Raw genomic sequence first — 12,961 nt, forward strand, 5'->3', positions numbered from 1 at the left:
GCCTCGATTCTGTCGCGCGGATCGCGACGGGGGTGCGGGCCAGTGAAAGGTCTGTGGACCGCCGGCGGTGCCCGACGCTGCTTGCGGTTTCCCCGAACGCCGCGCATACTTGATAAGCGGACCCGCCCCACACTCGTGGACTAGCGGGTCTTGCTGTTTTCGAAACTAAATCTCCTCGGGTGCGCCGTTGACGTCCTTTGCTCGCAGATAGTCCTCGTACCACTCCCAGCCGAACTGGTTCCCCTGATGCCGGTTGAGATGCGTGTAGACCGTGTACGCGACGAGGTCCGCCATCTGCACCCACTGCGAGCGCCCGGAGTCATGCATCATCGGGTCTTCGATCACGTGACGGGTATCGAGCGACATCGACCGGTGGGCATCGAAGTACGTGCGGTCTGAACCGTCGCCATCCATGCTGATGAAAACGTAGCTGTCGGCCGCTCGGTGTTCGTCGTTCCATCGGGTGACGAGCTCACGATAAACCTCACCCCGTTCCTCGTGGTACGCGCGGCCCGTCGCGGTCGTAGCTCTCCAGACGGCACCGACCCCGATGTCCGGGTCATCGGCGAGAACCCGCAGACACTTCTCCGCGACGACGCGCCCAAGGGTCTTCCACTCTTCGGCACCGTCCCCAGTGGTGGCTGCGATACGACTCCGCCCGTTCACGAACTTCGTCGCGTGCAACTCCATTGCTGGGGGAATTTGGTGCTCCCGGTACAGCTGCTTTCGCAGTTCCAGGATGGCCCGCAGTGCGTAGCGCCAACGGTCGGGGCGAACTTCGAGCCAGCCGTAGACGATGATCCCTCGATCGACGGCACCGGAGTCGTCGACGTAGATCATGCGAGAGATGGTCATGGCTGGTCCTTCGTGATGGTGATCGACGTTCGAGCCGCCCGTTTGAGACGCTTCTTCCGTTCCTTTGCTGCGCGTCCCTGGAGGGCAAGACGCGCTTGACGACCGAACGGACCCGTGAGCGAGTGCCACATGCGGACGGTGCCGCCAGTGGCAGAGAGCGGTGCCTTCACCTCGTCGATACGTCGACGCCGCCGCATGCGCACGGCGATGCGCGAATCCAGCACCGTCAGCTCGCTCAACAGATCGCTCGCCGCCCAGACCTTGTCGCGCTTGCGGCCCGTGATCTCTTGCACGACCCCGGCTTCCTCCAGCCGTGCGAGCGCAGTGTCGAAGGCCCGTTAATCCAGGTTGTGGCCCACAACCTGGATTAACGGGCGCGTTAGTCCATGTTTGGAGCCACAACCAAGCGCAACCGGCGCGACCGTCCTGGTCGTATGACACGGCCGACAACGACAGAAGCAACGAGCCAGGGGACGACGGATCAGACCCGCGCGTCCCGCTCCCTCCGCGCCCGCGACAGAGCCCTCGCTGACGGGAAGCCCGAGCGCCGCGCAACCTCAGCGACCGGAAGGCCGCTCGCCCCGAGCGCGTCGGCGAGCTCGAGGCGTCGAGCGCGGAGGGCGGCGCTCGGGGTGTGTGCGTGCCGCGCGAAGACACGCGCGAGGTACTGCCGCGAGACGTGCAGGGCGTCGGCGAGCTCCTCGACCGTGAATCGCGGATCGGGGGCGCGTTCGGTGAGCAGGCGCGTCGCGGCGGCGAAGGTGGCTTGGGCCGAGCGGAACCCCGAGGCTTCGGCATCCGCCCCCGCCCGCCCGGCGATGAGCGCCGCGCACAGGCTCTCGATGGCGCGTCCGAGCGCGGACTCGGCATGGACGCCCAAGCGGTGGTCGCCGTTCAGGATCGCGTTGACGGTGGATGCCAAAGCCCGCCACACCGGACCGTCATCGGCGCCGGGCAGTTGGGCCGGCTCCTCGAGCAACCGGTGGGCCGACGCGACCTCGATACGCGCCGTGGGCCGAGTGGCGCGTACCCCCACGAGGTCGGCATCGGGATAGACCAGCGCGTCCCCCGCGCCGAGATCGACGGCGGAACCCGCGAGACCGAACCCGACCGACCCCTCCGCCTGCAGCACGAGGGTCGAACCCTTTGGTGAGCTTGGCGCCGGCTCGATCGTCAGGGCGGTGTGCCAGAGGCGACGGACCACCACACCAGCAACCTCGGACTCGTCAAAGATGAGCACGGCCGGCCCCTGCGAGACGAGCGTCGCCACGAGCGAACGCTGCGCAAACCACTCGACGACCGCAGCCCCCTCGGCGCGCATGTTCCGGGTCACACGGCTCCGTTCTCGAAAGATGTCGTTCCACCCTCACCGCCCTTCGCCCGCGCACTCCACCAACCCCCGAATCAATCACCTCCGCGTTCACTCTCCACAGACTCCGGATGCCAACACCACCGCTGTGTCGTCACCCTCGGCGGTGATGAAAACCCGCGTTTGGCACCTGTGTGAGAGCGCCCGAAAGCTGAGCGCCATCCCATCCGAAAGGTTCGCTATGTCACACGACATCGAGCAGCACAACACTGCCCCTTCCGCCAGTTCCCCCACGCGCCGCACGGTTCTCGCCGGTGCCGCGTGGTCCGTTCCCGTCGTCGCGGCCGCGAGCATGGCCCCGATGGCCTCCGCGTCGGACACCACTGCGCTCGCTTTCGACAAGTCGACCTACAACGGCACCCCCTGCGGCACGATCACCGGCGCCTATGTCACGGTGACCGTCAACGGCGTCGCGACGGCGGGCAAGAGCGTGACCACGACGCTGAGCGGCGGCTACGCGTTCTCGGGCGGCTCGACCACGAACACGCAGACCAGCGGGTCGAACGGGCGCGTGAGCCTCCCGGCGATCTCCGTGTCATCCCAAGGCGGAAGCGGAACGATCTCCGCGCTCACGGCAGGATCACCCCAAACGAGCGCGCCCCTGTCGTCGAACACCGCCTCAACGAAAATCGTCGGCATTGCGCGGAACAACAGCGCGTTCCCTGCCGTGCCCGCGGGAATCATTCCCACAGCGGTCAGCGGCGCGACCGACGGAAGCAACACCGTCTACGCCCACTTCCTCGGCAACGACGGATACCTATATCGCTCGGTGGGATACGGAGCCTGGGCGAAAACCTCGCCATCAGGAGTGACAGCATTCGCGAAGTTCGCAACCACCGACGCGATTTACACGACCGGCACCGAAGTGGGCGGGAGCTGGAACAACAACGCGTTCCCCGCCCTCCCCTCCGGCGTCACCGCGAAAGACGTCTGCGGAACGAAATCCGGAACCACCCCTTACGCCTACTTCCTGGGCAGCGACCAGCGCGTATACCAATCCGTCAACTACGGAGCATGGACCCCGGTATCACCGAGCGGGGTTGTCGCGTTCGCAGAATTCCCCGGCGCCAGAGCCATCTACTCAACAGGTTCCACCGTGGGTGGTTCGTGGTCCAGCAGCGCCTTCCCCGCGCTTCCCGCGGGTGTGACAGCCAAAGCCGTCGGCGGCTCGACCAATGGCACGACAACCTACGCTCACTTCCTCGGAAGCGACGGCTACGCCTACAGGTCCACGGATTATGGTGCGTGGGCTACGGTCAGTTCCGGCGTCAAGTCGTTCACAGAGTTCAACGGCGGCAACGGGGGGATCATCTACACAACCGGCACCGCAGTAGCCGCTGGTTGGAGCTCATTCCCTGCCCTTCCGTCCGGCGTGACCGCCCTCGCCGCAGGTGGAGGTTCGGACGACTACAACAATGTCGCCATCCATTTCCTTGGAAGTGACGGATACCTCTACGAGTCCAACAATTCCGGCGGTCCTTACAGCGGTTGGAGCAAGACATCGCCGTCCAAGGTCATCACATTTGGGGAGTTCAACAAAGGCGGCGCCATTTACGCCGTCAGGTCGACCTGCTAACCCCACCCCTAACCCAGCACCGCCCCGGCGAGCGCCCGGATCCCCTCCGCGACATCTGCGGCGAAGAGGGCCTCGTCGGGGTGGTGACATCCCCGTCCGGAGCACGGAGAGGCAGCACCCCACAGCAGCGATCGCGACGAGCGACAAAGCGTCATGGCCCGCGCGCAGAACAGGGAGGGGCCACACCACCAACCACGTCCACCGCCCCGCCCAACGACGCTGGTCGCCTCACCGGCTCGCGAATCGCCCCAAACTTCGCCGCCCACCCTCGAATGCACCCGCACCTCATCGAAGAACACCGTCTTCGCCCGTGTGTAGTCGTCGTAGTCGGCCTTGCCGACCTGCTCCGCGCCCAGCACCTCTTCGACCCTTGTGTACCGGTCACGCTCGACGCACCACCTCGACGGGCGCGGTCGGAGAAGCTGATCGGCCCCAAGCCCCCGAGCCACTGAGGCACTTTGCAGGCCCGCGGTCGCGGTATCCGGACCCCGGCATCCATCTCGAATGGGTTGCCACCGAGGGATGCCGTCGCGTCGGCGTAGAAGAGGGCGCCCCAGGCGCGGCAGGGCTCGGACGGCCCCTGCGAGACGGCCGTCGCCACGAGCGAACGCGGCGCAACGCTCCATGGAACGCAGCCCCTCGGCGCGCCTGTTCCGGGGCACGCGGCTCCGTTCTCGAATGGTGTCGCCGCAGCTCCACCGTCCTTCGCCCGCGCTCCCCGCCAACCCCCGAATCAATCACCCCCACGTTCACTCTTTACAGATTCCGGATGCCAGCACCACCGCCGTGTCGTCACCCCTGCGGTGATGAAAACCCGCGTTTGGCGCATGTACGCGTGCGCCCGAAAGCTAGGTGCCAATCCATCCGAAAGGTTTCTCATGTCACACGACATCGAGCAGCACAATGCTGCCCCTTCTGCAACGCGCCGCACGGTTCTCGCGGGTGCCGCGTGGTCCGTCCCGGTCATCGCGGCCGCGAGCATGGCCCCGCTCGCCGCTGCGTCCGACACCGTGACGCTCACCTTCGATAAGTCGACCTACAACGGCACCGCCTGCAGCACGATCTCCGGTGCCTACGTGACGGCGACCGTCAACAGCGTCCCGACCGCGGGGAAGAGCGTGACGACGACGCTGAGCAACGGCTATAAGTTCTCCGATGGCACGACGACGAATACGCAGGCGAGCGGGTCGAACGGGCGCGTGAACCTGCCGGCGATCAACGTGCCCGCCCAAGGAGGCGCGGCTACCCTGACTGGGACTTCGGGCCCCTCAGCAGCAACAACAACCGCCGCCATTCTGGGCACCGCCAACAGCAAGAACTACATCTATCGACAGGGCACATCCAGGCTCACCCCCGCCGCTCCCAATGGCTCCACACCCCTGAACGCCAGCTACTTCCTCAAGAACGGCACCCTCTACCACTGGGAGGGAGGACAGATCGCGACAAACATCGCAGAAACGTCCACCGGATGGACCTACACAAACGGGGTAGATCAGATCGGAGTTCTGACAAAAGATGGGAAAAACTACATCTATCGCCAAGGCACATCCAAGCTCACCCCCGCCGCTCCCGATGGCTCCACACCCCTGAACGCCAGCTACTTCCTCAAGAACGGCACCCTCTACCACTGGTCCGGAGGACAGATCGCGACAAACATCGCAGAAACGTCCACCGGATGGACCTACACAGACGGCGTCGATCACATCGCAGTTCTGACAAAAGATGGGAAGAACTACATCTATCGCCAGGGCAAATCCAGGCTCACCCCCGCCGCTCCCGATGGCTCCACGCCCTTGAACTCCGGCTACTTCCTCAAGAACGGTGCCCTCTACCACTGGTCCGGAGGACAGATCGCGACAAACATCGCAGAGACGTCCACCGGATGGACCTACACAAACGGGGTAGATCAGATCGGAGTTCTGACAAAAGATGGGAAGAACTACATCTATCGCCAGGGCACATCCAAGCTCACCCCCGCCGCTCCCGATGGCTCCACACCCCTGGACGGTAGCTACTTCCTCAAGAACGGCACCCTCTACCACTGGGAGGGAGGACAGATCGCGACAAATATCGCAGAAACCTCCACTGGATGGACCTACACAAACGGAGTAGATCAGATCGGAGTCGCTCAGCCTCAGTCCTGCTGAGCGACCGGGGCATACAGCGCGGCCTCAGTCCTGACCCGGGTCCCACCCCGGCGAGTGCCCGGATCCCCGCCGACATCGGCGGTGGGGACGGCCTCGTCGGGGTGGTGGCTGATCCCCTCCGGATTACGGAGGAACTGCAATCCCGCAGCAGTAGTGGCCGCGATGGACAAAGCGTCCAGGCCCACACGAAGAAACAGGGTGGGCGCGGCACCACGAATCGCTTCCGCTGCCCCGCCGAACGACGCTCGTCGTACCACCGGCTCGTGAATCACTCTGAGTTCGCCGCCCACCCCTCGAAATCGGCCTGCACCTCGTCGAAAAACGCCGTCTTCGCCCGCGTGTAGTCGTCGTAGTCGGTCTTGCCGACCTGCTCCGCGCCCAGCACCTCTTCGACCCTTATGTACCGGTCACGCTCGACGGGGTGAGCCCGCAGCCAATCGCGGAACCACACCGTGTACTGACCCCAGGGCGAGTCGAGCCGCCGGACGCGGAGGATCGCTCGGGCATCCTCGTGCCAGTACAACCTCTTCTCCCACCCGGCGCGATCGACATCTGTCTGGCCGCGCGGAAGGTCGCGATCCACACCCGGCGAGTCGGGCCTCAAGCCTCGGGCACGCACGAACCCGTGCGGCTCGAGTCGGGCGAGCAGCTCGTCTTCGACCGGGAGGGGCAAGATGCGCACCTGAAGGTCGATGTTGGGCTTCGCCGCGAGCCCAGGAATTGCCGTCGACCCGATGCGATCGAACGCGGCGCCCTCAAAACCCTCCACACTCGCGAGGGACGTGCGGATCTCTGTGAGGATCGCTGTCGCGTCGATCGCCCAATCCCGTCGGTGAAGGACGCGGGCGGCGGGGTTGCCATCATCGCTCACGCGACGACGCTACGGTCGAACGCCGAACGTGTGCGAGGAAGGCGACAGAAGAGCGAACGACCCGAGTCAGGCCGGGGTGGTCCGGTCCGGACGCACGGGCGGTCGGCGCCTATGAGGTCACGCCGTCAGAGCGAGTCCGCCCCCAGGTGCAGCACCGCCTCGGCGAGTGCCCGGATCCCCGCCGCAACGTCGGCGCCGGAGACGGCCTCGTCGGGGTGGTGACTAATCCCCTCCGGGTTTCGGAGGAACAGCATCCCCACACCGGTGATCGCCCCGATCGACATGGCATCGTGCCCCGCACGACTGAACAGGGTCGGGGCCTCACCGCCGATTCCGGCCCGGACCACGTCCTGCAATAGCGGCTCGCAGAACACCGCGGGTGCCGAATGCACCTCACGGGCCCGCCACCGCAGGCCGCGGCGGCCCATGATGGCATCCAGCTCCGCTGATATCGCGTCCCAGGTGTGGTCGCGGGTCTCGTCGAACTCGCCCCGCAGATCGAGCGAGAAATGCGCCTCACCGGGTACGACGTTCACAGCACCCGGGAACGCCTCGAGCTGCCCGACCGTGCCGATGATGTGATGCTCGCCGCGGCAGATGCGCTCCACGGCGAGTGCCGCCTCGCTCGCCCCGAGGAGGGCGTCACGGCGCATGTCGTACGGCGTGCCGCCGGCGTGCCGTGCTTCTCCCTCGACGACGAGCTGGAACCGCCGCGCAGACGCGATCGACGACACCGCCGCGAGCGAAAGACCCGCCCGGTCGAGCTCGGGCCCCTGCTCGATGTGCGCCTCGAGATAGCCCACGAGCTGGTCGGACCGACGCGCGGCCTCGCCGATGCGGCCCGGATCGAGGCCGAACTCGCGGAACGCCTCGCGGAGCGTGGAGCCGTCGGCATCCATCAGGTCCCACCACGACTCGTCCCACTGCCCGGCGACGGCCGAGGAGCCCAGCAGCGCTTTGCCGAAGCGGGTGCCCTCCTCGTCTGAGAACGCGATCACCTCGAGAGCGAACGGGAAGGGACTCGACACCGTGCCCTCGTCGTCCACCCGGCGGAGGAGTCGCACGACCTCGAGAGCCATCAGCACACCCACGATGCCGTCGAAGCGGCCGGCATCCGGAACCGTGTCGAGGTGCGAACCGAGCATGAGGGCGGGAGCGTCGGGGGCCCCGACGGGAGCGAGGCGGCCGACCTGATTGCCCGCCGCGTCTTGCCGGGTGGTCATGCCGAGCTCGCGCATCCACTCGGCGGCGAGGCGGTTCACCCGGGCGTGTTCGGGCGAGAGGTACACGCGCGTGATGCTGCCGGGTGTCGCGGTGACGCGCGCGAGCTCCTCGCAGCGTCCCATCACGCGGCGCGCGGCCGCCGCGATGCGCTCGGGCTCGACCTGGAGACGGGTCTTCATCCCGCCGCCCCGTACACGTCCTGCGCGGCCTCCACGCCACCGCCCGCGGGCACCGACGCGCCGTGGCGGCGGAGCACCGTCTCGAGGGCGGCGAGGGTGGTGAGCACTGCGTCCTTGCGCGCGTTGTAGCCCATCGTGCCGATGCGCCAGACGCGCCCGTGCAGCGGACCGAACGACGTGCCGATCTCGATCCCGAAGTCGCTCAGCAGTTCGCTGCGCACGGCGTCGCCGACGACCATCTCGGGAATCTCGACGGCGACGACGTTCGTCATCTTGTGCGCGACGTCGCCGAAGACGGTCAGGCCGAGGCCCCCGACGCCGGCAAGCATCGCGTCGCCGTGCAGCTGGTGCCGCGCGATGACCTCGTCACGACCCTCGAGCAGCAGCACGCGGGCGCACTCCCGCGCCCCGTAGAGCATCGTGGTCGCCTCGGTGTGATGGTTCAGGCGCCGCGGACCCCAGTAGTCCAGGATCATCGCCAGGTCGAAGTAGTTCGAGCGGATGAAGTCGGAGGCCACGGCATCCCCCTCCTCCCGGATCCCTGCCTCGACCCGGGCGCGCGAGCGCACAACCTCGACGGCACGGTCGGACAGGCTGATCGGCGCCGAGCCCGAGGGCCCGCCCAGGCATTTCTGCAGGCCCGCGGTCGCGGCATCCAGGCCCCAGGCATCCATCTCGAAGGCGTTGCCGCCGAGAGAGGCGGTGGCGTCGGTGTAGAACAGGGCACCGTGGGCACGGCAGATCTCGCCGATCTCGTCGAGCGGCTGGAGCATCGTGGTCGAGGTGTCGCCCTGCACGCACGCGACGAGGTGCGGCTTCACGCGCTCGACGGCCTCGCGGATCGCCGACACCGGGAACACCTCTCCCCAGGGGACCTCGATCGTGTGCACCTCGGCGAGCGCGCGCTCGGCGATCTCGGCGAGGAGGTGTCCGAAGCGGCCGAAAACCGGAACCAGGACGCGGTCACCGGGACGGATGAGCGAGACCATCGCGGCCTCGATGCCGGCGCGACTCGTGCCGTCGATGAGGAGCGTCGCGTCGTTCTCGGTGCCCCACACCTGTCGGTAGAGCTCTTGCGTCTCGTTCATCGTCGCGGTCATGAACGGGTCGTACTGCCCCACGAGCGGGGCTCCCATCGCGCGCAGCACGCTCGGGTACGCCGAGATAGGCCCGGGCCCCATCAGCAGGCGGGCGGGCGGGTCGATCGGGCCGGGGAGGTGGGTCATCGGGACTCCGTGGTGCGGGGGTGGGTTTCAGGGATAGTGAGTCGGAGGGGACTGTGCCGGGCTCCGGAGATTTCGACGGATCGCCGCGGCGGACGCCCGCGATGCGCGGCCAGAGGGCGGATCATCCGGAGCGCGGGACAGCGCGCGCCGGTCATCGCCCGCTCCCCGCCTCGACCAGCGCCGCGAGACGCCGAGCCAGACGCACCAGCGCGATGTCTGTGCCCGCGCGCGCCACGAGGCACACGCCGACGGGCGCGCCGTCGACCGTCAGCAGCGGCACCGAGATCGAGGGGAGACCCGCGATCGCGGCCGGTGCCGTCATGCGAAGAGTGGCCGCGCGGACCGCGTCGACGTCAGCGGTGCGCTGCGGCGCGGGGCCGGGCACGGTCGGGAAGATCAGCACGGCCCCGTCGACGAGCTCGGCCAGGTGCGCCGCGATCGGCTCGAGATCTCGGCGCGCATCGGCCTCGGCTGCGGCGGTGATCCGCGCGGCGATGTCGAAGCGCTCGGCGACCGCCGAACCCACGGCCCCGGGGTGCGCCCGCAGCCACTCGCCGTTGTTGCGCCAGGCTTCGGCCCCCTGCACGGTACGGAACGCCGTGAAGGCGGCATCCAAATCGCCCGCCTCGACAGCGCGGAAAGGCGGCGGTTCGTCGGATGCCGCGAGCGCGGCCAACATCTTCGAGAACGCCTCGCGGGTCGCCGGTTCGACGCACGCGAGGATCTCCTCGGGGACGAGGAACCGCCACGGCAGGTCGTCGCCGGACGCACCGTAGACGTTCTCGGTCGACGCCGACCCGTCGTAGCTCAGGCACCACTCGGCCACGCGCTCGAGCGTGTCGCCGTCACGGGTGAGCCAGCCGATCGTGTCGAACGATTGGGCGAGCGGGAGCATGCCCTGCCGCGGAACGAGGTCGTGCGTCGTCCGCAGTCCCCACAGTCCCTGGTACGACGCCGGCACGCGGATGGACCCGGCGGTGTCGGTGGCCAGGCCGATGTCGGCGTGTCCCGCGGCGACGGCGGATGCCGGTCCGCTGGAGGACCCGCCGGGGAGCGCCCCGACGACCGCGCCGTTGGGCGGGGTGCCGTAGTGCACGTTGTCGCCGGCGATCGAGTAGGCGAACTCGTCGGTGCGGGCGATGCCGCGGAGCGACGCTCCGGCGCGGAGGAGGTCGGCGACGGCGGGTGCGGTGGCTTTCTCGGGCCGTGCCCCCTCGAGGTAGGTCGGGTTGCCCGCCCCGATGCGGAAGCCCGCGATGGCGAACAGGTCTTTCACCGCGACGGTGAGTCCCGCGAGCGGCCCCTCCCACGCGCCCTGGAGGAAGGGATCGCCCACGCTCCGCCAGATCGAACGGTCGAGGGGCGGGGTGCGCGGTGCGACGTGGGCCGCGGTGATGAGCCAGCCGCCGTCGATGCGCTGCCACACCTGCGTCTGCAGGCCCCGGCCCCCGCCGCGGAAGCGCGAGACCGACATGAGCAGGGCGACGTCGGGCCCGAGCGGGCGGTAGTGCACGTCGGTGATGTCGCGCGGGGGGACACCGCCGCGGAGCGAGCGGAACCCGCTGATCGCGTCGTGTCCGACGAGCAGCCCCGCGGGGTCGCCGCGGAGCGTGTCGGGCCCCGGCGCGAAGAAGGCGTCGAGGGCGTCGAGGTCATTCGCGACGATCGCGCGCTCGTACGCGTCGAAGGCGTCGCGGAGGTCGGCGGGGATCGTGGCATCTGTCATCGCGCGCCCCTCTCGTTGCGATCGAGTGTCCAAGACACGCCGCTAGCGGCCCGGTCGATACGGCGTGTCTTGGACACTCGACCTTCAGGGGCGGGCGTCGGACCGCACGCGGCGTTGCTGGCCTCGGCGCGGGCGAGGGCGGCGGCGAGAGCGGGGGTCATACGTCGTCTCCTTCGGACTTCTGGCGCGGAAGGGGTCTCGCGGCGGCGAGTGTCCAAGAAACGCCGTTTGCGGCCCCCTCGATACGGCGTGTCTTGGACACTCGATCCTGGCGCCGACCACGCGGGGCCCTCATGCCGCACTCCCGTCTGCGTCGTTACCGGATGCCACGGCCTCGGGCTCCACCGACGGCACGCCCGCGAAGTCCGCCTCGCGGATCCGCGCGTGCACGCCCGAGACGATGTCGACGACCTGCGAGATGTCGAAGTCGGTTGCCGCGCTGAGGTAGGCGTAGGCGAGGTGCTCGTCCATTCCCCACCGCCCGTTCAGCAGGGAGAGCGAGGCACGCACGCACGCGCGCATCGCCTCGTCGAGGTCGACGTGCATCCCGGTGGGCACGAGGTACTCGGGCGTCCGGACCAGCGGACCCGTGACCTCGCCGAACGCCGCGCGAGCGGCATCCGCGGGGATCACCTCGAAGCGGAGCGTGGCGCGCAGCGAGGCCTCGAGAGCGGTGAGCGCCACCTCGCCGTCGCCCTGCGCGAAGTGCGGATCGCCGACGTACGCGAGCGCGCCCTCGACCTGGACGGGGAGGAACAGGGTGGTGCCCTCGACGAGCAGGTTGATGTCGATGTTGCCGCCGTGGGTTCCCGGGGGCACCGAGTGCGGGCGTTCGTGGCCCGCGACCGCAACACCCATCGTGCCGAGGAACGGCGCGAGGGGAAACGCCACGACGGGCTCGCCGCCCTCGACGACCGGAAGGGTTCCGTGCAGGATGCCACCCCGCTCGTCGACCGCGGCGAAGACGCTGACGTTGTGCTCACCGCGCGGCAGCTCGCCGACGAGCGCGCCCTTGCCGTGGCGGTTCGAGATCACGCCGTACGGCACGCGCGGCACGAGGGTCTCGACGGTGATCTTGAGCAGGTCGCCCGGGTGCGCTCCGGTCACGTGCACCGGACCGACGACCACGTGGGGTCCGTCGGCGACGGGGTCGCGGAGAACGGATGCCGCGATCTCGACCGCATCGTCGAGCACCTGTTCGCGCGGCACGCCGTGGGCCGCGAAGTACGCGCCGGGGTCTTTGCCCTGATCATCGAGGATTCCCTCGTGGCTGACGGTGTCGAAGGTCACGGTCTCGCCGGGCGCGATCTCGAGCACGGCGGCGTCGGTGGCGCAGGGAAGGCGACCCCAGAGGACGGTGGTCGGGGTCGCGGCGAGGTAGTGGTCGCCGGGAATCGGGCCGGTGTGGGGTTGCAGGATCGGGAGGGGGGCGGGGCGGCCAGGGTGGCTGAGCTCGTCGGAGCCACCACCCGAGGTGGCGCGACCGGTCCCTTCGACAGGCTCAGGGACCTCGGGTGCGGCACCGGGTGCAGTGCGACCGGTCCCTTCGACAGGCTCAGGGACCTCCCCTTCGACGCCCAACGCAAAGCGACCGGTCCCTTCGACAGGCTCAGGGACCTCGGGTGCGGCACCGGGTGCAGTGCGACCGGTCCCTTCGACAGGCTCAGGGACCTCGCGTGCGGCACCGGGTGCGGCGCGACCGGTCCCTTCGACAGGCTCAGGGACCTCGGGTGCGACACCGGGTGCAGTGCGACCGGTCCCTTCGACAAGCTCAGGGACCTCGGGTGC

Annotated in this window: 10 protein-coding genes; 2 read left to right on the forward strand and 8 right to left on the reverse strand. The window is 68.5% G+C overall.

Translation table 11 applies throughout. The annotated features are described in order from the left end of the window. Positions 1–165: 165 nt before the first annotated feature. The 3 genes from QE388_RS04680 to QE388_RS04690 all read right to left on the reverse strand — a co-directional run bounded on the left by QE388_RS04680 (position 166) and on the right by QE388_RS04690 (position 2,188). Positions 166–855, reverse strand: a complete 690-nt coding sequence (locus QE388_RS04680) for a DUF3800 domain-containing protein (protein ID WP_307383392.1) — start codon at positions 853–855, stop codon at positions 166–168. Further along, positions 852–1,148, reverse strand: a complete 297-nt coding sequence (locus QE388_RS04685; RefSeq protein WP_307383395.1) for a hypothetical protein — start codon at positions 1,146–1,148, stop codon at positions 852–854. The genes QE388_RS04680 and QE388_RS04685 overlap by 4 nt, the downstream gene beginning before the upstream one ends. Before the next feature lie 188 nt (positions 1,149–1,336). Next, a complete protein-coding gene (locus QE388_RS04690) occupies positions 1,337–2,188 on the reverse strand; it encodes a helix-turn-helix domain-containing protein (RefSeq protein WP_307383398.1) in 852 nt (283 codons plus the stop codon). Between the two features lie 217 nt (positions 2,189–2,405). Between QE388_RS04690 and QE388_RS04695 the strand changes: the two genes are divergently transcribed. Both QE388_RS04695 and QE388_RS04700 read left to right on the forward strand, forming a co-directional pair. Further along, on the forward strand, positions 2,406–3,800 hold the full coding sequence (locus QE388_RS04695) for a hypothetical protein (protein WP_307383400.1): 1,395 nt from the start codon (positions 2,406–2,408) through the stop codon (positions 3,798–3,800). A gap of 878 nt (positions 3,801–4,678) precedes the next feature. Beyond that, entirely contained in the window at positions 4,679–5,947 is a 1,269-nt protein-coding gene (locus QE388_RS04700; RefSeq protein WP_307383403.1) for a hypothetical protein, read from the forward strand. A gap of 268 nt (positions 5,948–6,215) precedes the next feature. Here the strand turns inward: QE388_RS04700 and QE388_RS04705 are convergent, their stop codons facing one another. From QE388_RS04705 to QE388_RS04725, 5 genes are all read right to left on the reverse strand, one after another. Continuing rightward, positions 6,216–6,818: a GrpB family protein gene (locus tag QE388_RS04705; protein WP_307383406.1), complete on the reverse strand. Its 603-nt coding sequence runs from the start codon at positions 6,816–6,818 to the stop codon at positions 6,216–6,218. A 125-nt stretch (positions 6,819–6,943) separates the two neighbouring features. Continuing rightward, positions 6,944–8,221, reverse strand: coding sequence for an allantoate amidohydrolase (locus QE388_RS04710; RefSeq protein WP_307383408.1), 1,278 nt, complete (start codon positions 8,219–8,221; stop codon positions 6,944–6,946). Continuing rightward, positions 8,218–9,447: an alanine--glyoxylate aminotransferase family protein gene (locus QE388_RS04715; RefSeq protein ID WP_307383410.1), complete on the reverse strand. Its 1,230-nt coding sequence runs from the start codon at positions 9,445–9,447 to the stop codon at positions 8,218–8,220. Before QE388_RS04715 ends, QE388_RS04710 begins: the two co-directional genes overlap by 4 nt. 151 nt (positions 9,448–9,598) lie before the next feature. Then, the gene (locus QE388_RS04720) at positions 9,599–11,173 is read right to left on the reverse strand and encodes an AtzH-like domain-containing protein (protein WP_307383413.1); all 1,575 of its coding nucleotides are present in this window, start codon (positions 11,171–11,173) and stop codon (positions 9,599–9,601) included. A gap of 291 nt (positions 11,174–11,464) precedes the next feature. Beyond that, complete coding sequence (locus QE388_RS04725; protein ID WP_307387055.1) at positions 11,465–12,592, reverse strand: acetamidase/formamidase family protein; 1,128 nt, start codon at positions 12,590–12,592, stop codon at positions 11,465–11,467. Positions 12,593–12,961: the final 369 nt, after the last annotated feature.

The sequence above is a fragment of the Microbacterium sp. SORGH_AS_0969 genome (assembly GCF_030818255.1).
Lineage (GTDB): Bacteria > Actinomycetota > Actinomycetes > Actinomycetales > Microbacteriaceae > Microbacterium.